Here is a 20,319-nt window from a genome sequence, read left to right as displayed (position 1 = left end):
TGCTGCCGACGACGGTGAGGTCGAAGTCAATACTCATGAGTTCTTCTCCCACTCATCTCGGCACCCGAGAGATCTCTCGGGTGCCGAGATGGTCAGAGCATGCTGGTCAGGAGCCGTTGACGACGAGCTCGACCGGAATGTTTCCGCGAGTGGCCTTCGAGTAGGGGCACAGCTCGTGGGTGCGGTCGACGACCTTCTGCGCGGTGTCCTGATCAGCGCCGGGGATGGTCACGGTGAGCTTGACGCTGATTCCGAAGCTCTCCCCTTCCTTGCCGATTCCGACTTCGGAGTGAACGACGGACTTCGAGGTATCGACCCCGAGCTCCTTGCCGGCCAGGCCCATGGCGCCCTGGAAGCAGGCTCCGTAGCCGACGGCGAAGAGCTGCTCCGGGTTGGTTCCTCCACCGGGTCCGCCCATTTCCTTGGGGCTGCGCAGATCGACGTCGAGTGCCTTGTCGTCCGTGGCTCCATGACCGTCACGGCCTCCCGTGACTTCGGCCTTTGCGGTGTAGGCGATGCTCTCTGGGGTATTCATAGCACGTCTCCTGTTCGTCGAATCGTGATTCACAGATCGGGTCCTTCACGAAGAAGGCACCTGCCACCGAGTATTGTCACTTCACCGACGGAAGTCCAGAGGAGTGGCTCTGTGATCAGCTGCGCAGTCCGCGCGATCAGGCGTGCAGTCCGCTAGACGGCCGTCCGATGCTCGTCCAGCAGAGGAGCAGGGATGCGAAAAGCCCCGGACTCCTTGAGTTCTCTCGGAGTCCGGGGCTTGTCAGCTCGGGGTGAGTAACGGGACTTGAACCCGCGACATCCGCGACCACAACGCGGCGCTCTACCAGCTGAGCTATACCCACCACATGCGCTGCACACAGGTGCAGACAGCAAGATACATCCTAACCTCACTCAGGCGGCCGGGCAAACTCACAGCGCATATGGTGCACAATGAGACACAGATCTCCCGACGTGCAACGATTCAGTAGCGATGTATAACGGTTTCGACCAAACGGTAGGAGCACCCGCTGGTATTCAATAGGATTGTCCCGGCCCCACCGTCGATACTGCTCAAGGAACCTTATACATGGCTCGTGCGCTGATCTCCGTCTCTCAGGACGGGTTCACCTACCTCACCCTCAATGGTGCGACGAGTCGCTATTCCGACACCGGGCAGGCCATGACCTACCTTGGCGACTATGCCAGGGAGACCGCGACCCAAGTGCCCGTGACCATCGACGACGGCAAACAGGAAGTTGACGTCCTCCTGGACGAGACTGGCAAGATCGCGCCCGCCGCTCCTGCATCCCCCACTCCACCCCCCTCCACGTCGAAGGAAGATTCTTCGTCGAGCGACCCTTCTTCGAGCGCACCTTCGCCAGCGAACGCGAACACCTTGGCAGAAGAGAGCACGACCACCTCGGCGAAGGACAGTGCACCTGCCGACGCGGAGGCGTCACAGGCCAAGGACGACGCTGAGGCGGGCAACGGGGAGGACTACCCCCTGGGCACGCCGTTCTCCGGACCTGCAGCTCCTTCGGCTCCGAAGGTGAAGCGGACTCGGGTGCGCAAGCACTCGAGTCGACGCAATCACTCCCGGCGGAACCCGCCGCAACAGCTGAAGAAGATCACCGTGCCGGGCCTCGTGCTCATCGGCATCGTGATCCTGATGATCGGGGCGTTCGTCATCCCGAACATCGTCCCCGCCGGTTCCCAGGACTCACCGCAGACGATCGAATCGGAAAAGCAGATCAATCCGGCCTCCGAGCTCTCGGTCGACAAGACCGAAGACATCGTCCCCGGCTTCGACAATTCCCCGAAGTGGGAGACGAAGATCGCCAAGGACGCCTCGGTGACCGCCTCGGATCGCGGTGTGCTCGTCGTCGACGGGGACACGCTGGAAGTCCTCGACTCTGAGACGGGGAAGACCCGTTACTCCGGAAAGACCAGCGAGGCCCCGACGTTCGCGGTCGACACGATCATCGACGGCAAACCCGCGCTGCTGTGGCAGGCCGGTGACACGGCTAAGGCGCTCATCGACGGTGCAGACAAGCCCAAGACCTACCACCTCCCGGAGAATGCTCGCATCACATCTGCCGGTACGAGCGTCCTCATCAAGTCGGGCAACCGCCTGTCCACGTTCGGCGCCGACGGGCTCGTGAACGTACCGACTCCCGAATCAGGGTCGACGCCCATGGCAATCGAGAACGACGAGCTCTTCAGCTCAGACTGGAATGGTCCGGTCAAGGCGAAGAACATCAAGTCCGGTGATGAACGCTCCATCAAGCTCGAAGCTCCCGCCGACGGGCTCCAAATCATCAAATGGGTCTCTACCGGCCACGGCAAAGCGGTCACGCTGTGGGGTGAGCAGGGTGCTTCGACGAATTCCGGTCACCGCATCCAGCTCGTCGTCCACTCCCTGGAAGACGGCTCGATCCTATCGACCGTCACCACCACGACCGACATCGTCGGCGAGATGTCATGGGTGCGCGGCCAGGGCGGAAAGCGAGCCTACATCGGCCCGTACCTCTTCGACCTGGAATCCGGGCTGCTGCTCATGGACACCTCCAGCAAGGACATCCACCTGTCTGAACCGCGGGGCACGATCGTCCCCTGCACCGTTGGCGAGGCCTCCTGCCTGTTGGCGGGCAAGCACGCCTACCGCACAGACACCAACCTGTTGGCACTGACCGACGACGGCGCAACCGCCATCGTCGACGGCAACGATTCCACGATTCGCGCCTATGAGAAGACGTCCGACTCCGGCGAGAAGTAGACGATGACTTTCTCACCCTTGCCGCAGCCATTATGATGGACGGCGACGTGCCTGTCCGTCATGCCCCCTTGTATGTTTGATGCCGGAGCCCTCACCGCAAAGGAACACAGTGCCAATTAGACACGAGTTCAGCCGCACAGCGGCCGCCCTCGGCACTTCTCTTGCCCTGGTATTCCTGCCGATCACGGCCACAGTCGTTCCTGCAAACGCCGCGGCCTCCACCTCTGCCGAGGTGGAGGTGGAGGCAAGTGCTTCCGCGACTGGGAACACTGATTCAGAAGCCGGAGATTCAGCCGACGGTAAGGATCCTACGTCTGCGGCGAATTCGGGTGGGTCTGGTAGCAACGAAGGCACCGATGCTGGGGCAGACGAGGACGAGACCAAAGATAAAGCTTGTAGCCCCGAAAAAAAATTCACCGACGGTGATCCTCCATGCAAGACCGCCAAACCGCTAAAAGCGACCTGGGACGTGGACGAGCAGACACTTAAGCTAGCGACGCCGGATAGCAAACCCGGAAACATGCCTAAGAGCTGGGAGGGCGCAAAGTTCGATGGTCCTCCCCAGAAGGAAGTTGGCAAGCGCTGGCCGACGCAGACCAGCACCGACTCAGAAGCCTCCTCCGATTCGACCACAGCCGGTTCCGAGTCGGATAGCAGCACCGACGACAGCGGAAACCCCGTGCCTGAGGCAGCAGCAGAAGCACCCGCCAAGTACTCGCTCAATAAAAATGGTGTAGTTATTGACGCCGAAAGCGGCAAAGCGATGCGCTTCACAGATTTCGACGGTCCACCCGAGCCCGCGTGGACCTTCACCTCGAACGGCAAGAACATCACCGTCGCGGGTGAGTCGTACCCCCCAGATCCCGGCGACGATGCCGACAGTGACCCTGATGGGAACGCGGATGAGAACCCCAACGCCGACGACAATACCGACGCTTCCGGTGCCGATGGGAAAGACAAAGACTCGTCCAGTAACGCGGATAAGAGTGCATCCGAGGACTCCAATGCAGATAGCAACGACACCGGCTCGAAGAACGCCACCGCCTCGACCGACAGCAAGAACGCGAACTCGAGCAGCTCCTCGGACAGCAAGTCCTCATCGAAGGCGTCTTCTGACTCCAACGCATCAGACTCAGCACAGGCCGATTCGAAAGACGCTGACGCTTCGTCATCGTCAGACGCCGATTCGGCCAAGAAGAATTCTGATTCGAATTCCTCGTCATCCTCGGACGGCTCTAATTCCGACTCTGATTCCGGCAACTCCGACAGCGTAGGAGATGCCGGTAACGACGGCAGCTCGGACAAGGACGGCGGGCAAGACGACAAAGGCTCGGCAGACACGGACGGTTCCGGAACAACCTCGGGAGATGAGGGACCAGACGGTGAGAACACCACCCCGGATCCTGCGACCGGAAACGGCTCGTCCGATACACGCGACCAGATTCCCGGAGATGTCGGCAACGATTGGATGCCCGGAAATGGCGACGCCCCTCCTCCGGACTACTCGGACCCCGTCCCGCAGAACCCGGACACACCAGTGCCTGACGACGACACGGACCTCATCACCGGAGGCGACACGCCAGAGCCTCGCAGCGACAAACCATCAACGCCCTCGTTCGGTGAGTCGGTTGTGTCAACGATTGTGAGTTCGTGGCCGGTCTTCATCCTCGCTGCCTCAGGTATGGCCGCTGTCGGCTTCATCATCTGGCTCGTCGGGCGACGCAACAAGCAGACCTGAGCCCAGCGCACCGGTCCCTGGTGTCCTCAGATCTCAGCATGGACGCCTACGACTCAGAACTCCAGGTGATCACCACAGCCGGTGCAGGCTCCCCGGTCGTGATCGCACCCATCGGGAAGGACAGCCAGGCCCTGCTCCGGCCTACTTCGACAACACCGACCACGGGTCGCTTCCCATCGACATCACCGCAGCGAAGTTCCCACCGACTGAGTCAGCTGACACCGCAGACTCTGCGACTGATTGCCGGGTCGAGCGTCAACGGCTCTAGGGCAAACCTGCGCGATCACTCTCCGACCATGCCCGAGGACGCCTGTGTCGAAGTCGTGACTTTTCGGCTCTCCGCAGCCAATATCTGACACTGAGAGAACCAAGCGGTTAAGCTTGACACGAGGCACTGTGGCACCCCGTCACGTGCATGAATGTATTCTCGACCCGGAGGACATGCCCCGATGACTGACAATGTCTACACCTCAGATGTGACCGTCGACTCAGCGTCACCGACACAGCTGGCGGAATCGATTCGCCTGCGCGAAGAGCGTATCGCGGACAACATCGATGAACTTGTGGGCCGCGTCCACCCGAAGGTCCTGGCCACTCGCGCCGCCAACAAGGCCAAGTCCACCGTCGTCGACGAAGAGAGCGGTTCGGTCAAGCCTGAGGCGATAGCACTCGGCGTCGGCACCGTCCTCGGCGTGGCCGCACTGATCGTGGGCTTCTCCGGCCGCAGCAAGCGTGGCTGAACTCCCTCTGCCCATCCGTATGCTGCACGACCGGATCCTCCTGGATCCGGGTGAAGAGGCAGGGGAGCGAAAATCCTCGGCTGGGATCGTCATCCCGGCAACCGCCAGCATGGGGAAGCGTCTCGTGTGGGGCAAGGTCGTCGCGGCCGGCCCACACGTGCGGCAGACCAACCTCGGCGATACCGTCCTCTACGATCCTGAGGAACTCGCCGAGGTGGAGCTTGAGGGGCAGGCATATGTGCTCCTGCGTGAGCGCGACGTCCACGCGGTCTCAGAACCGGCGGAACAGTCGAGATCCGGGATGTACCTCTGACGCCTGGTCAGCCGAGGCCTGATCAGGGGGACTTTTGATTAGTGGGTTGAGGGTTCATGTCCCGGACTTGACCTGCAGGTATGCGAGCTACCTCACATAAACGGTTCTCGGTTTGCATGAACCCTGGGAACCTGAGTAATATTAATTCTCGTTGCGCGACGTGCGCAGCTCGCACCTCTAGCTCAATTGGTAGAGCAACTGACTCTTAATCAGTGGGTTCCGGGTTCAAGTCCCGGGGGGTGCACAGCAGAGAAACCGCCGTTCGGATGATCCGAACGGCGGTTTCTTGTTTGTCTCCGCTAGCACGCGGCTGGGTAGGTGCCAGTCGGCTAGTGCTGGCGTCGAGCCGGTGCCTTAGCCGCAGTTCGGACCGGCGTCCTGCCTGGGGTTCGGGCCTTGCCATTCATCCGGGTCCTGTAGGGCTTGAGCGCCCTCTCCGAAACACCGCAACCGTCTGCGCACTCAAGCATGGGGTTCAGGTTGACTCCGTCGCCGGGCTCCGCAGAAGCGGCGGTGTCAATGAGACGGCCGTAGCAGTCGGGACAGAGATATGGTGCATACTTCATTGCGCACTCCTTGCAGATCGACCACTGTCGGATCTGCCGCTAGACATGCCAGCCCTGGGCCGACATGGGCGTATGCAATTTGCACAAACACGTCTCTCCCAGTCTAGCAGTCGGGCCTCAACGGGCCCTGTGCTGTGATTTTCGCACTCAGCCCTGGCCGAAGCGTCTGCCCTGGCCGAAGCGTCTGCCCTGGCCGAAGCGTCAGTCCTGGCCGGCGCGAGCGTAGGCGCCGAGGACCTGACGTTCGGAGTCGCCGAGGTAGGCGTCCAGTTTCGCAGCTGCCGCCTTGGGGCTCTCGTTGAGGTAGGTGTCGAGGACCTCTTGGTTGCGATCAACGAACGGTGCATGGAGGAAATCGAGGACTTCGACCTTGAGGAAGGCCAGCCGCAGCTCGGCGAGAACGTTCCCGAACGACCGCATCAGACGGGTACTGTCAGACAGCGAGACCAGCGCATTGTGGAAGGCCATATTCACCGTCCCCACCTGCAGCCAGTCATCGGCGGCAGCGGCACTGCGTGCGGTGTCGACGGCCCTGCGCATCTGTTCGGCGCCTGGGTGGTTCTTCGGGGCCTTCTCCAGCACCGAGCATTCGATATGGCGCCGCACCCGATAGATGTCGATGACGTCTGAGGTGTTCGGCGATGCCACCGAGACCCCGCGGTGCGGGATGTGATTGACCAGCCCCTGCTCCCCCAGTACTCGGAACGCCTCACGCAGAGTGTTCCGGGAGACGTCGAACTCCTTCGCCAAGGCGGCTTCGGACAAGCGCGCGCCGGGACGCAGCTCACCGACGATGAGGCGACCTGTGAGCTGATTGACCAGGGACGATTCGTAGTTCACGATTCCATCCTAGTGATAGAGGCAACAAATAGCCCGTGGAGCTGAAGACAACTCTCGTTTCGAAATGTGATGTGAGTCTATTGTTGTTGAACAATCCATGCTAGATTGTCTAACGCTTCACCGAGGTGATGCGGACCACTACAGCGGTTGGCTCACCCTCGCTGCGGGAAGCGGACCACATACCAGGCAACTTGGAGACCCCATGCCACAGCCACAAGAACAGACACCGCACGACCAGACGCCTAACGACCAGACAGCGAAGTCTTCGGTCAAGGTCAGTCGCAGTGCGATCCTGGGCGCGATCTTCCTCATGGCCACCTCGGCCATCGGCCCCGGATTCATCACCCAGACGGCGACGTTCACCGCTCAGATGGGAGCGGCCTTCGCCTTCGCCATCTTCATCTCGATCCTCATCGACATCGCTATTCAGCTCAACGTCTGGCGCATGATCACTTCCTCGGGCAAACGGGCCGCGCAACTGGCATCCAGTGCGATCCCAGGTACGGGCATACTCCTGTCGATCCTCATCGTCATCGGCGGGCTCGCCTTCAACATCGGCAACATCGCCGGTGGCGGCCTCGGCCTCAACGCCCTGATCGGAATCGACCCGAAACTCGGCGGTCTGCTCACCGGATTGCTGGCGATCGGCATCTTCCTGTTCAAACGCGCGGGCAAGGTCGTCGACATCGTCGTCATGGTCCTCGGCGTCGGCATGATCATCCTCACCTGCATCGTCGCGTTCGTCTCCCACCCACCGGTCGGCGAGGCGATCCGACAGAGCTTTCTGCCCGACACGATCAACTTCGCCACCATCACGACCATCGTCGGCGGATCCGTCGGCGGCTACATCACCTACTCGGGCGCCCACCGCTACCTCGACTCGGGCAAGACCGGACCTGAGAACGCACCGAGTGTGATGCGCTCTGCCCTCTCGGGCATCCTGGTCACCGGCGTCATGCGCTACATCCTGTTCCTGGCCATTCTCGGAGTCGTCGCCTCCGGCGTCGTCATCGACCTCGAATCCCAGGTCGCCAACCCTGCCGGCCAGGCCTTCGCAGCCGCGCTCGGTGATGCCGGCATGCGCATCTTCGGCGCCATCTTCTGGGCCGCGGCACTGAGCTCGGTCATCGGAGCCGCCTACACCTCGGCGACGTTCCTGTCTGCATTCTCCAAACGCCTCGACAAGGGGTGGCCGCTCCAGCTTGCAACTGTCGCCTTCATCGTCGTGTCCCTGATCGTCTACCTCAGCATCGGCACCGCGCCGGCAACTCTGCTCGTCTTCGTCGGCGGCTTCAACGGCCTGATCCTGCCGATCGGCCTGACGATCTTCATGTACATCGGCTGGTTCAGGCCACGACTGCTGGGCACCGATTCGTACCCCAAGTGGTTGCTCATCATCGGCACCGCCGCAACACTGGTCACGTGGTACACCGCAACCCAATCGATCGGCCCCATCTTCGCAATGATCGGAATCGGAGGATGACAATGAACACCACAGTTACGAACGCCACCACCATCGACCTCAATTCGGACCTCGGGGAGAACGTGCCCGAGCGCGTCGTCAGCGATGATGCCGCGATGCTGGGCCTGGTCTCCAGCGCGAACGTCTCGTGCGGTTTCCACGCAGGCAATCCCGAAGGCATCAGAACCACCGCCGAGGCGGCCACGAAGACCGGCGTCATCATCGGCGCCCATCCCGGCTATGACGACTACGAAGGCTTCGGTCGCCGGGCCCTCGACGTGCCTGCCGCGACCCTGCAGGCGCAAGTGGAATACCAGATCGGTGCGCTGCTGGGCCTGACTCGGGCCGTGGGCGGATCGGTCGCCTACGTCAAACCTCACGGCGGCCTCTACAACGCGATCGTGACCGATCAGGCGCAGGCCAAGGTCGTCGTCGATGCGGTCAAGGCCATCGACCCCACCCTCGTATTCCTCGGTCTGGCCGGCAGCGTGGCGAACCGCGTCGCCGCGGAGGCGGGCCTACAGGTCGCGGCCGAAGCCTTCGCCGATCGCTCCTACAACCCCGACGGCTCGCTGGTCTCCCGAACAGAGCCCAATGCCGTCCTGCATGATCCCGAGGCCGTGGCCGCCCGCGTCCTGCACCTGGTCCAAACCGGTCAGGTCGAAGCCATCGACGGCAGCCTCGTCGACGTCGATGCCCAGTCGATCTGCTTCCACGGCGACAGCCAGGGCTCGATCGACATGGCCCGTGCAGCCCGCGAGCTCCTCGAGTCCTCGGGTGTCACGATCGCACCATTCGCAGGTGCAGGTGCCTGGACATGACTGACGCCCAGGCACAGACGTCGGTTGGGGCACAGGCCCGCGAGCGCATCCGGGCCGGGTCCACGGACCCGACCTCTGGCCTGGCTCCCGGTCTGCTCCAGGCCAACCTCATCGCGGTCCCGGCTGACTGGGCCTTCGACATGCTGCTCTTCGCCCAGCGCAATCCGAAGCCGTGCCCGGTCATCGACGTCCTCGAGCCCGGGCAGGTCGAATCCGCCCTGGCACCAGGCAGTGACCTGCGCACCGACATCCCCGGCTACAGGCTGTGGGAGAACGGCTCCCTCGTCGACGAGGTCGACGATGCCAGCGCTGCCTGGTCCCAGCATCCCGATCTCGTGTCCTTCCTCATCGGATGCAGCTTCACCTTCGAGTCCGGGCTGTTGGACGCGGGCATCCCGATCCGCCACCAGGATGCCGGTCGCAACGTCCCCATGTACTCCACATCGATCGCCTGCCAACCCGCCGGTCGGGTCCACGGCAACATGGTCGTGTCCATGCGCCCCATCCCTGCCCACCAGGTCGCCGAGGCAGTGCGCATCACCGACCGCTTCCCCGCCGTCCACGGTGGCCCCGTCCACATCGGTCAACCCGAGCAGATCGGCATCACCGACCTCCACTCCCCCGACTTCGGCGACGCCCCCGCCATCCAAGACGGCGACATCCCCGTGTTCTGGGCCTGCGGAGTCACACCCCAGGTCGCCATTCAAGCCTCGGCCCCACCCTTTGCGATCACGCACTCACCGGGGAAGATGTTCATCACCGATGCACCGGAAGGCAACTACCGACAATGATCGACAACCTCGATTTCCACACCGCCTCCCGCCGCCATCTCCTCGTCGAATGCCCCGACCTGGCCGCCACAATGGACCTGCACCAGGGGCTGGAAGCGGCCGCACTCGACGGTGTCGATGAGCTGGTCCCGGCCGCACGGACCGTGCTCATCCGCTTCAACCCGGCCCGCACCTCGGCGCCGGTGCTGGCAGACCGGATCCGCAGGCTCGAGCACACGGGGACTGACTCGACCGAGTCCCGCGAGGTCACGATCGACGTCGTCTACGACGGCGAGGACCTGCACGAGGTGGCTGACCTTCTGTCGCTGTCGCCCGCCGAGGTGGTCACCCGGCATCAGCGCGCAACCTGGCAGGTCGCGTTCTCCGGGTTCGCACCCGGATTCGGATACCTGGCCGGTGACGATCCGATCTTCACCGTGCCCCGCCGGTCCTCACCGCGCACCCGTGTTCCCGTCGGAGCAGTGGCACTGGCCGGGGAATTCACCGGCGTCTACCCCCGTGCCTCCCCCGGCGGTTGGCAGCTCATCGGGCGTACCGACGCCACACTCTGGGACCTGAATCGGGAACCACCGGCCCTGTTCATCCCTGGAACCATCGTGACCTTCCGCCAGGCCGACCGGGAATCGGTGACGGTCGGTGAGGCGAGCGCGGATACTTCCTCGTCCTCGCAGCAGATTTCGCCTGCCCAACCGGACGACGTCGTCTCGGCACAAGCCTTCACGGTCATCCGTCCGGGTCTGCAGCTGCTCATCCAAGACCTCGGGCGCCCCGGTTTCGCCGCCATGGGCGTCTCGAGCGCCGGAGCCGCGGACCGTGCGGCGCTGCAGAACGCGAACCGCCTTGTCGGCAACGACGAGACCACGGCCGGGCTGGAGAGTTTCGGTGGTGGGGCGAAACTGGCCATCACCGGTGATGGTGTGGCCGCTGTGACCGGGGGCTGCGCCACGATCACCGTGACGTCTGCCGATGGTGCCAAGTTCTGGCACCACCTCGGCGAGGCTTTCGCACTGGAAGACGGTGACGAACTCGAACTCGGCATGACCGAACGCGGCACCCGAGCCTATATCGCCTTCCGGGGCGGGATCGAGACGGAGACTGCCCTGGGCAGCGCCTCGACCGATACCCTGGCCCATCTTGGTCCGGCACGTCTGGAGCCGGATACCACGGTCATTCTCGGTTCGCCGGAGTCGGCACCGCACCTCGTCGATCCGGTCCGCGGCTCAGGTCACGAACGGCACCTGCCCGCACCTGGGGAGACGATCGAGCTGTCGGTGACCCTGGGACCGCGTGACGACTGGTTCACCTTCGCGGGCGTTAAGACTCTGCTGAGCCAGGAATGGACGGTCACCCACGAATCCGATCGCGTCGGCCTCAGACTGGCCGGCGAGGTCCCACTCGAACGCTCCCGCACCGGCGAACTGCCCAGTGAGGGCGCTGTCACCGGGGCACTGCAGGTCCCACCGAACGGGCAGCCGGTGCTCTTCGGCCCCGACCACCCGCTGACCGGCGGCTATCCGATCATCGCCAGCGTCGATGACACGGATCTGGCAGCACAGCTGGCACCCGGAGTCAGGATCCGATTCGTCACCGACGACGGCAACCCGAGGCAGAACTCCGCCGACCACACCGACCACTCACCGGAGAACGGACACTGAATCATGCCGAAGATCCTCATCGCCAACCGCGGCGAAATCGCCGTCCGGATCATCCGCGCCTGCTCCCACTACGGGCACACATCGGTCGCGGTCTACGCGGACCAGGACCTCGAAGCCATGCACACCCAGCTGGCCGATGAGGCCTATTCCCTGCCGGGGACCAACGCGGCAGAGACCTACCTCAACATCGACGCGATCATCGCAGTCGCCAAGAAGTCAGGGGCGGAGGCCGTGCATCCCGGGTACGGCTTCCTGTCGGAGAACGCCGATTTCGCTGCCGCGGTCGAAGACGCCGGCCTCATCTGGATCGGTCCCACAGCAGAGATGATCACGGCACTCGGTGACAAGGTCACCGCCCGCAAATTGGCGCAGAAGGTCGGCGCCCCGCTGGCTCCGGGCATCGACCGACCGCTTGAGAACGCCGCCGAGGTCGAGGACTTCGCCGCCGAACATGGCCTGCCCATCATCATCAAGGCTGCCCATGGTGGGGGTGGGCGCGGAATGAAGATCGTTCACGACCTCGCCGAGGTCGCCGGCGCCTTCGAATCGGCGACCCGTGAGGCTGTCGAGGCTTTCGGACGCTCCGAGTGCTTCGTCGAGAAGTTCCTCGAACGCCCACGCCATGTCGAGGTCCAGGTCGTCGGCGACGGCCAGGGGCGCGTCGTGGCCATCGGCGATCGCGACTGTTCGGCCCAGCGCCGCAACCAGAAACTCATCGAGGAGGCTCCGGCTCCCGGACTCAGCGCGGATCAGCGGGAACGGCTGCATCGATCGGCCGAGGCTATCTGCGCCGAGGTGGACTATCGGGGCGCGGGCACCGTCGAGTTCCTCCTCGCCGCCGATTCCACGATGACGTTCCTCGAGGTCAACACCCGCCTGCAGGTCGAGCATCCCGTCACAGAGGCGGTCTCCGGTGTCGATCTCGTCGCCGAGCAGTTCCGCATCGCCTTCGGGAACGGGCTGTCCCTGGACTCAACACCCGAGCCGCGCGGGCACGCCATCGAGCTGCGCATCAACGCGGAGGACCCGGGACGCGGGTTCCTGCCCACGCCTGGTCGCATCGATGCCCTGACCGCACCGGGTGGTCCCGGAGTGCGCTGGGACGCCGGTGTCCGTGCCGGAGACACCGTACAGCCGGCCTTCGACTCCCTGTTTGCCAAGCTCATCGTCCACGGGCCAGACCGCCCGACCGCAATCGCCCGGACCGTGACTGCGGCTGGAGAGCTAAACGTCGAGGGACCGGCCACGGTGCTTCCCTGTTCATTGGAGATCCTCACCGACCCTGCGTTCACCGCCGAGGAACTGGGCATCCACACCCAGTGGATCGAATCCGAGCTCCTCCCTCGCATGACGATGCAGGACCGGCCAGCACCGACGCCCGAGTCGTCACTGCAGCGCATGGACATCGAGGTCGACGGCAAGCTCACCAGGCTGGGCCTGCCGGCTGCGCTGCTGGCTGCATTGGGCGCTGCCGGTGGTGCTGGCGCTGATGCTGCCAGTGGAACCGGTTCGGCCGGAGCTGAAGGTGGAGCTGCGGACACGGGTGCTGTGAACGCTCCGGTGCCCGGCAACCTCGTCGACTATCTCCTCGAAGACGGGGCCGAGGTGGCCGCCGGTGACGATGTCGCCGTCCTGTCAGCGATGAAGATGGAGACCCGAGTACAGGCTCCGGTGGCCGGTGCCCTGAGGCAAGTGGCGAAGGTCGGCGACATGGTGGCTGTCGGCGAAGTCATCGCACACATCGAGTGAGGCTGAAGTTTCGGTGAACTCGTCCCGCAGTGGGGAGTCCGGCCCGTGTCGGAGTCTCGGACTAGAGTGGTCCCTGAACTGAGAACTTCTGAAAAGTTCCGCACGAGAAGAGGAGACACTATGCCACGACTGTCAGTCGGCGACACTGCCCCGGATTTCACCCTGGTCAACCAGGACGGGAAGTCCGTGACCCTCAGCGAATTCAAGGGGCAGCGGGTTGTCGTCTATTTCTACCCTGCCGCTATGACTCCCGGCTGCACGACCGAGGCCTGCGACTTCCGGGACTCGCTCTCGGCGCTGTCGGCTGCCGGCCTCGTCGTGCTGGGCATCTCTCCGGACAAGCCGGAGAAGCTCAAGAAGTTTGCGGACAAAGAGGGTCTGAACTTCGATCTCCTCTCCGACCCAGACAAGTCCATGATGGAGGAGTGGGGCGCATTCGGGGAGAAGAAGAACTACGGCAAGGTCGTCCAGGGCGTCATCCGCTCGACGCTGGTCATCGATGCCGAAGGCGCCGTGGAACTGGCCCAGTACAACGTCAAGGCCACCGGCCACGTTGCACGTGTGCGCAAGGCACTGGGCATAGACGCCGCCTGATCGTCGTCCCGACCTGATCGCGGCTGCCCTCTGGCTGCCGGGCTCGCCCTACCGTTTTCAGCAACGTGGCTTCGCCCTGCTAATCTTAGGGACGTCGCGCGCGAGTGGCGGAATTGGTAGACGCGCTGGATTTAGGTTCCAGTGTCTGCGGACGTGGGGGTTCAAGTCCCCCCTCGCGTACAGATCGAAATCGGCCTCTGACCTGGGTTTCAATTCTTCAGGTCGGGGGCCATCTTCGTGCCGTGCGCAGAAGGATATGATCCGCCTCTCCGACATGCTGAGCGCAGTGGTGGCTGCGGCTTTCTGCATCGTCGGGCTGACATCGTTGCAGATGTTCATCGTGGTGAAGGAATGCCCGAGGTGCTCCCTTACCACATTGAGGTACTCGCCTGACTCCAGCAGGTGGCGCGGCGTGCGCGTATTTCAGAGTCGTCCCTTCAAAGCGGCGATCCCATCGGCAAGACGCCGCGGCGGGTAGTCTCACTTCGCCCTCCTCATCATCGAACGCTCACGCATCGGCCTCAGCGAGGTTGAACGAAAACTCCGCGCAGCCGACCTCACGGGAGGTGAGCACTTTCTGGGTGGCGGCAGAGCTGGTGTTGTTGCTGCTCTGAACCCGCCGAGTCACGTCTGCTTCGTGTCTAGGGGAGGCTGGCCTGCGGTGCGGCCAGGACGTCGGTCTGGGACGATTGAGATATGAGCCGCTTTCCGTTTCTGATCAGGGAGTATCCGCTGGTGATCGCTACGCTTGTGGTCGCCGCAGTCGGTCTCATACTCCTGGCGACTCCTGCCGATGACGCCGCGCGACCGGTCGTGGGCGGGTTTGCACTCCTGATCGCGACTTGGGAAGCAATCGGGATGATCCGACAACTCATCAAAGGGCATGCCGGGCTCGATATTCTCGCTGTCACCGCGATCACCGCCGCGGTGCTCGTCGGCGAGCCCTGGGCAGCGCTCGTGGTGGTGCTGATGCTCACCGGGGGCACAGCTCTTGAGGACTACGCCGAGAATCGTTCCAAGCGGGAACTCACCGCACTGCTGCGTCAAGCTCCGCAACAGGCCATCCGCATCCTCCACGGCCGTGGCGTCAATCATTCCTCCGACGCGGTCACCGAGGACGTGCCCGCCGAAGCGGTCGAGGTGGGCGACCTGCTGCTCGTCCGCCCGGGCACTCTTGTGCCCGTGAACGCCATCCTCGAATCTGAGCACGCTGTGTTCGACGAGTCTTCGCTCACGGGAGAGAGCCTGCCAGTCGAACGCGACGCCGGGGAGAGAGTATCGAGTGGCGCGGTGAACGGGGCGACAGCAGTGACCATGCGTGCTGCGGCGCTCGCCTCGGACAGCGAATACCAGCAGATCGTACGTCTTGTAGAGCAGGCGGCGGGCAGCAAGGCGAAAGTGGTGCGGCTTGCGGATCGGTATGCGGTACCGTTCACGGTGCTTTCGCTCGCCGTTGCCGGGATCGCCTGGGCCCTCAGCGGGGATGCCACCAGGTTCGCAGAGGTACTGGTCGTGGCTACGCCTTGCCCCTTGCTGATTGCAGCGCCGGTCGCGTTCCTAGGGGGTATGAGCCGTTCCGCGCGGTTCGGGCTGATTGTGAAGGGTGGCGGCACCCTTGAACAGCTGTCGAGGGTGCGCTCGGCGGCGTTCGACAAGACCGGCACGATCACCACTGGCAAACCTTTACTCGCACGCCTCCTCCCTGCCCCGGGCTTCGAGCAACACGAGTTGCTGCAGCTCGCGGCCTCGGCTGAGGTGTACTCTTCGCATGTGCTCGCCGATTCCGTTGTCGGGGCGGCGAAGAAATATGGCTTGGGACTCCTTGAAAGTGAACGGGCCGAGGAAGTCGCCACCAACGGTGTAGCCGCAGCCCTCCGTACCTCCCGCGCGCCGGACGCGACGGTGGTGCGAGTGGGCAAGGCCTCCTGGGTACGCGAGCACGCCTCCGACGTTGTGCTCGCAGAACTCATGCCGGGCGAACTCGCGATCTACGTCGCAGCAGGCCCCCATTTCGCTGGAGCAATCGTCATGCGCGATCAGGTACGCATCGAAGCCAAGCAGGCGCTTCGTGATCTGGATGAACTCGGCGTTTCGCGCACGCTCATGGTGACCGGAGACGTTGCAGCCACGGCGGTGCCGATTGCACGGGATCTCGGGATCAGCGAGGTACACGCAGAATGTCGCCCCGGAGACAAGGTGCGCATCATCGGCGGAGTGCAGCCCCGCCCGCTCATCATGATCGGCGACGGCCTCAACGATGCGCCTGTGCTCGCTGCCGCGGACATCGGTTTTGCGATGGGAGCACGGGGTGCGACCGCCGCGAGCGAGTCGGCTGACATCGTGAACCGCTACGACACCCTTGCCTCACTGCCGCACGCGGTGAAGATCGGTAAAGACACGGTGCGGATCGCGTTGCAGAGTATCTGGCTCGGCATCATCATCAGCGCCGCACTCATGCTCATCGCCGCTTTCGGCTTTCTACCAGCGCTTCTAGGGGCCTGGCTGCAGGAAGTCGTCGACCTCGTCGCGATTCTGGGGGCGCTCAGAGCAGTCGGGCCTCGGTCTGAAAGAGCCCCTCGTAGATCCTCGTCAAAAGAGGCTGCCGCTCTCAACTGTCACACCACTCGAGAAGGTGAGTGAACCGACGACGGTCGGCTCAGCAGCCGGCCACCCTGGTCTAGCCCGTTGCCATAATGTTGGCCAACGTCTGAAGTGATTTCGAGCCGGTGCCCTCAGTGCGGGTGAATGGATCATTTCAACCGGGGGGTGTAGTCATCAGTGTCCAGCGACAACCCCGAACACCGCCCTCGCGATCGCCTCGGCGGATACTGTCGGTGTCAGTGTCGGTGTCGGTGTCGGTGTCGGTGTCGGTGTCGGTGTCGGTGTCGGTGTCGGTGTCGGTGAATTCTCGATGGGCGGTGGGGAGTACGTCTGGATGAGCAACATGGTCTTTCAGAAGACCTTGCGCATCCAATTGAGGTGGAGTTCGCTGCGAACGATGCGGTCGCCGCACATGCGGAAGTCGAACTCGGTGTCGACCAGGAAGAGTCCATCAGCCCCTGGATTGCCGCCATCTCCTGTATTACCGCGTTTGCGATGGTGCACTCATCCCATTTGTGACGATTCCCTTGCCTGTTGGGGAGCATCGAAACTGGGCCGCCGCCGTCGCGATCAGTTCGGTCCTTATCGGTTGATTCAGCCTCACACTCGGCGGTCCGTCGCGTGGTCGAGCGATCATGCGGAATCTGGTCATGGGTTGGCAGACAATGATCGCCACCTACCTGATCGGGATGCTCTTCAGGGCAGCAGCCGGGCGGTTTGGCCGTTGCGCTTTCAGGCGCGAGGGGTTCTGCACAGTCGAAACCTCTGCCCCCGCTGACAGATCGGCAGAGGCCCCCGACTGGGAACCCGTTTGGCGATTTCGTACGATACCATCATACGAAGCACCCCGAGAGACGTGAAGAAGGACCCGAACAAGTCATGACAGATTCGTCAACCACTTCCGTTCGCCCTGTTGAATCGACCGATGAGACCCGCTGGCGTGAGCTCTTCCGCGGTTACCGCGAGTTCTACCACCTGCCGGAGTCCGAGGACATCGTCTCCCGGGTGTGGGGCTGGCTTATGGACTCCGCACACGAATGCCAGGGCCTGGTTGCCGAGGCGGACGGCCGAATCGTCGCCATCGCCGACTTCCGGAGATTCTCGCGCCCGTCGACCGGCACGGTCGGCATCTGGCTCGACGACCTCTTCACTGACTCTCAGGCTCGCGGAGCGGGTTCGGGCCGAGCGCTGATCACCCGATTGCAGGAGATCGCCGCGGCCGAGGGGCGCTCGGTTGTCCGGTGGATCACCGCGGACGACAACGCCGCGGCGCAGGTGCTCTATGACCGAGTCGGAACCAAAACCAACTGGCTCACCTACGATGCACAGCCGCAGGGCTCGTAGGTCCGAGAAGCTTCCCGTCGACCGATGGCCCGCTTCCACTTCTGAAGTCGGCATCCTGGGCTTCGAGTGACAAGCCCTTGACGACAGCCTTGCTGTTGACTGCGAAATCCTCTGTCGCGAAGTAGCGAGCGGCTGCCAGAAAATGTTGGGAGTCTCTGCATTAATGCACCCCTGGTATCGCGACAGCAGTCGGGCACTGTGCTTGGCTGGCCCGAAGCCAGCAGTCACAATGCTGCGATCCCATGCCCACCTGCCGGTGTTGGCCGCGGCGCGAAGATGCGCAACCGCCTGCTCGACGGTCCAGTCTGACCACAGCGATTGCCCCTACCATTGCTCTGCAGAGAGGCCCTCAAGAAAACTCGCCAAGCGAGCACGTTCGGCGTGGATGAGTGCCCAGCTTTCGAGCTCAGCAATAGGGCTTCCTCATTCCATCAGGGCGCGAACACCGACTCAAACCGCTCGCACACGACGAGCATATCTTCACTGAACCCGTCGGCGCCCTGACAATGCTCGGCCCAGAACCTCTCATGGATCTCTCGCCACGCCGCAAGACTTCGGTCACCTTCTCCTTCGGAATACGCGTGCTCAGCGCTGACCTGAGAAAACGGCACGATGTCAACGGCCGTGGTGACGATGACGGCCCGTGGCTGGCCTCTGCTGTCGAGGATCACGCTCGCCTGTCCGACCTCCGGAACCGGCTCACCGTCGGCCTTCACGTCCTGCATTGCCGAGGCAGTTCCCGTCTTCGCACAGTCAAGGACAAGCGTCAGCAGCTCGTCCGCGTGTGCCGCAGTCGCGCCGAACGCCCACGCCTCGGGCACAGCAACGGGAAGAGTCGGCACCGCACTTCGCGCTTCCGCCCAGAACCTATCGAGAATCATGTCGGTCATAGTCTCCCCAGGAATTCTTCGGTCTTCACCCTCGCAGATAATCTTATACCCCGCCTATTGCAATAGTGTGTGTCGCACACTATTGTGTGAAACATGAACGAGGATGCAGAGCAGGCACTGGCGACACACGAACAAGAGTTGAGACGAGGAACTGTCGTCTTCGCCAGCCTCGTCGCCTGTCGTCAGCCACAGTACGGATACTCGCTGCTGACGACACTCACCGAAGCCGGCGTCGCAACAGAGGCCAACACCCTCTACCCTCTGTTGCGTCGACTCGAGAAGCAGGGGCTGCTCAGCGCCGAATGGAACACGGAGCAGGCCCGCCCCCGCAAGTACTACACCGTCACAACCAGCGGGGCCGAGGTCGCTGCAGCACTCCACTCCCAGTGGCTGGAACTCAACACCAGCATCACGAAACTCTGGAAAGAAGGCACACCATGAGTGCGCTCACCGACGTCTACGTCGACAACGTAATCGGCCGCCTGCCGGAGAACTCCCGTGGTGATATCGCGGCAGAGATCAGGGCCACGATCGACGACATGGTCGAGCACCGCCTCGGCGGCCTGGATCATCCTGCGCAAGCGCAGACCGCGTCTGCCGAGCGCGAGGTACTCGAAGAGCTCGGCGATCCGGTCCAGCTCTCACTGGAATACACGAACTCACCGCAGCACCTCATCGGACCGAATACCTATCCGCTCTTCGTCTGGGCCATGCGCTGGGTGATTCCCCTCGTCGCGGTGATCGCAGTGACCGCGAATGCCGTTGCCTTCATCGCCACGCAGGACACTGTCCAGATCGGAGCGCTGATCGGCCAGCTCGTCGGCAACACTGTCACCGCACTGCTCGTCACCTTCGCGACAATCACGATCATCCTCGCTCTTCGCGACCGCGGTCTCAGCGATGGTGCCAGCGAGACGGTCAACGGCACCAGGAAGTCATGGTCGGTCGATCAGCTGCGCGCGACGGATGTGAAGGCAAAGCAGATCCGCGCCGAGGCGATCCTCGGCCTGATCTTCATCGTCCTCCTGGCCCTGGTCCCGTTCATCCCGACCTCTCTTTTCTATGTCGGTGACCTCAACAACGGTGAGCCCTTCATCAACCCCGAGCTCGGGGCGGGATGGATGCTCGGCTACTGGTTCTTCCTGACCCTCATGGCCATCGTCGAGGTGGTGAAGCTGTCCCGTGGCCGTGCGATTGCCTCGCTGTTTGCTGTCGGCGCGATCATCGATATGGCCATGGCCGTTTTCCTCACCATCGCGCTGCTGACTCAGAACGTTCTGCATCCGGAGCTGACGACAGCCGCGGGTGCGAACTTCCAGCAGATCATCACGGTGGTTGCGGTCTGGGTCATCGTCATCTGGGATCAGATCAGCACGTGGCGCACATATCGGGCGAGCCGCTGACCGCGATACTCTGGTCCGGGAGCAGTCTCACGACCGTCCCCG

19 protein-coding genes and 3 tRNA genes are annotated in these 20,319 nt (G+C 63.2%); 18 read left to right on the top strand and 4 right to left on the bottom strand.

Annotated features, from left to right (window positions below):
• Positions 1-106: 106 nt before the first annotated feature.
• Entirely contained in the window at positions 107-535 is a 429-nt protein-coding gene (locus tag BANT918_RS07100; RefSeq protein WP_101619604.1) for an organic hydroperoxide resistance protein, read from the bottom strand.
• A gap of 249 nt (positions 536-784) precedes the next feature.
• Positions 785-857 (bottom strand) — tRNA-His (locus tag BANT918_RS07095).
• A gap of 224 nt (positions 858-1,081) precedes the next feature.
• On the opposite strand from BANT918_RS07095, the gene BANT918_RS07090 reads away from it, so the two are divergent.
• From BANT918_RS07090 to BANT918_RS07065, 6 genes are all read left to right on the top strand, one after another.
• Entirely contained in the window at positions 1,082-2,770 is a 1,689-nt protein-coding gene (locus tag BANT918_RS07090; RefSeq protein ID WP_101619603.1) for a hypothetical protein, read from the top strand.
• 520 nt (positions 2,771-3,290) lie between these two features.
• The gene (locus BANT918_RS07085) at positions 3,291-4,508 is read left to right on the top strand and encodes a hypothetical protein (RefSeq protein WP_101619602.1); all 1,218 of its coding nucleotides are present in this window, start codon (positions 3,291-3,293) and stop codon (positions 4,506-4,508) included.
• Positions 4,509-4,546: 38 nt separating this feature from the next.
• Positions 4,547-4,864, top strand: a complete 318-nt coding sequence (locus BANT918_RS07080) for a hypothetical protein (protein ID WP_145996954.1) — start codon at positions 4,547-4,549, stop codon at positions 4,862-4,864.
• Between the two features lie 93 nt (positions 4,865-4,957).
• Positions 4,958-5,248: a DUF3618 domain-containing protein gene (locus tag BANT918_RS07075; protein ID WP_101619600.1), complete on the top strand. Its 291-nt coding sequence runs from the start codon at positions 4,958-4,960 to the stop codon at positions 5,246-5,248.
• Positions 5,241-5,561, top strand: a complete 321-nt coding sequence (locus BANT918_RS07070) for a GroES family chaperonin (RefSeq protein ID WP_101619599.1) — start codon at positions 5,241-5,243, stop codon at positions 5,559-5,561. The genes BANT918_RS07075 and BANT918_RS07070 overlap by 8 nt, the downstream gene beginning before the upstream one ends.
• A 171-nt stretch (positions 5,562-5,732) precedes the next feature.
• A tRNA-Lys gene (locus tag BANT918_RS07065) sits at positions 5,733-5,805 on the top strand.
• 523 nt (positions 5,806-6,328) lie between these two features.
• Here BANT918_RS07065 and BANT918_RS07060 read toward each other — a convergent pair.
• Positions 6,329-6,967: a GntR family transcriptional regulator gene (locus BANT918_RS07060; protein ID WP_101619598.1), complete on the bottom strand. Its 639-nt coding sequence runs from the start codon at positions 6,965-6,967 to the stop codon at positions 6,329-6,331.
• A 202-nt stretch (positions 6,968-7,169) separates the two neighbouring features.
• Here BANT918_RS07060 and BANT918_RS07055 point away from each other — a divergent pair, with 202 nt between their 5' ends.
• The 10 genes from BANT918_RS07055 (at position 7,170) to BANT918_RS07010 (ending at position 17,984) form a co-directional block, all read left to right on the top strand.
• Complete coding sequence (locus BANT918_RS07055) at positions 7,170-8,450, top strand: NRAMP family divalent metal transporter (RefSeq protein ID WP_233429234.1); 1,281 nt, start codon at positions 7,170-7,172, stop codon at positions 8,448-8,450.
• Between the two features lie 2 nt (positions 8,451-8,452).
• A complete protein-coding gene (locus tag BANT918_RS07050; protein ID WP_101619597.1) occupies positions 8,453-9,250 on the top strand; it encodes a LamB/YcsF family protein in 798 nt (265 codons plus the stop codon).
• Complete coding sequence (locus tag BANT918_RS07045) at positions 9,247-10,041, top strand: putative hydro-lyase (protein ID WP_101619596.1); 795 nt, start codon at positions 9,247-9,249, stop codon at positions 10,039-10,041. Before BANT918_RS07050 ends, BANT918_RS07045 begins: the two co-directional genes overlap by 4 nt.
• Complete coding sequence (locus BANT918_RS07040; RefSeq protein ID WP_101619595.1) at positions 10,038-11,696, top strand: urea amidolyase family protein; 1,659 nt, start codon at positions 10,038-10,040, stop codon at positions 11,694-11,696. Before BANT918_RS07045 ends, BANT918_RS07040 begins: the two co-directional genes overlap by 4 nt.
• Before the next feature lie 3 nt (positions 11,697-11,699).
• Positions 11,700-13,445: an acetyl/propionyl/methylcrotonyl-CoA carboxylase subunit alpha gene (locus BANT918_RS07035; RefSeq protein ID WP_101619594.1), complete on the top strand. Its 1,746-nt coding sequence runs from the start codon at positions 11,700-11,702 to the stop codon at positions 13,443-13,445.
• Positions 13,446-13,565: 120 nt separating this feature from the next.
• Positions 13,566-14,039: a thioredoxin-dependent thiol peroxidase gene (gene bcp / locus BANT918_RS07030; protein ID WP_101619593.1), complete on the top strand. Its 474-nt coding sequence runs from the start codon at positions 13,566-13,568 to the stop codon at positions 14,037-14,039.
• Positions 14,040-14,137: 98 nt separating this feature from the next.
• Positions 14,138-14,219: transfer RNA gene (locus tag BANT918_RS07025), tRNA-Leu, on the top strand.
• A 516-nt stretch (positions 14,220-14,735) separates the two neighbouring features.
• Positions 14,736-16,679: a heavy metal translocating P-type ATPase gene (locus BANT918_RS07015; protein ID WP_101619591.1), complete on the top strand. Its 1,944-nt coding sequence runs from the start codon at positions 14,736-14,738 to the stop codon at positions 16,677-16,679.
• Positions 16,680-17,018: 339 nt separating this feature from the next.
• Positions 17,019-17,159, top strand: a complete 141-nt coding sequence (locus BANT918_RS17990) for a hypothetical protein (protein ID WP_324761559.1) — start codon at positions 17,019-17,021, stop codon at positions 17,157-17,159.
• A gap of 360 nt (positions 17,160-17,519) precedes the next feature.
• Positions 17,520-17,984 carry a GNAT family N-acetyltransferase gene (locus tag BANT918_RS07010; protein WP_101619590.1) on the top strand — a complete coding sequence of 155 codons (465 nt, stop codon included), beginning with the start codon at positions 17,520-17,522 and terminating at the stop codon, positions 17,982-17,984.
• Between the two features lie 431 nt (positions 17,985-18,415).
• On the opposite strand, the gene BANT918_RS07005 is transcribed toward BANT918_RS07010, so the two are convergent.
• The gene (locus tag BANT918_RS07005) at positions 18,416-18,874 is read right to left on the bottom strand and encodes an ASCH domain-containing protein (RefSeq protein WP_233429233.1); all 459 of its coding nucleotides are present in this window, start codon (positions 18,872-18,874) and stop codon (positions 18,416-18,418) included.
• A gap of 93 nt (positions 18,875-18,967) precedes the next feature.
• On the opposite strand from BANT918_RS07005, the gene BANT918_RS07000 reads away from it, so the two are divergent.
• Together BANT918_RS07000 and BANT918_RS06995 are read left to right on the top strand one after the other, a co-directional pair.
• On the top strand, positions 18,968-19,315 hold the full coding sequence (locus BANT918_RS07000) for a PadR family transcriptional regulator (RefSeq protein WP_101619589.1): 348 nt from the start codon (positions 18,968-18,970) through the stop codon (positions 19,313-19,315).
• Positions 19,312-20,277, top strand: coding sequence for an HAAS signaling domain-containing protein (locus BANT918_RS06995; protein WP_101619588.1), 966 nt, complete (start codon positions 19,312-19,314; stop codon positions 20,275-20,277). Before BANT918_RS07000 ends, BANT918_RS06995 begins: the two co-directional genes overlap by 4 nt.
• Positions 20,278-20,319: the final 42 nt, after the last annotated feature.

It is taken from the genome of Brevibacterium antiquum CNRZ 918, assembly GCF_900169145.1.
In the GTDB taxonomy this organism is placed as follows: domain Bacteria; phylum Actinomycetota; class Actinomycetes; order Actinomycetales; family Brevibacteriaceae; genus Brevibacterium; species Brevibacterium koreense.
This window is presented reverse-complemented; position numbering and strand designations above follow the sequence as displayed.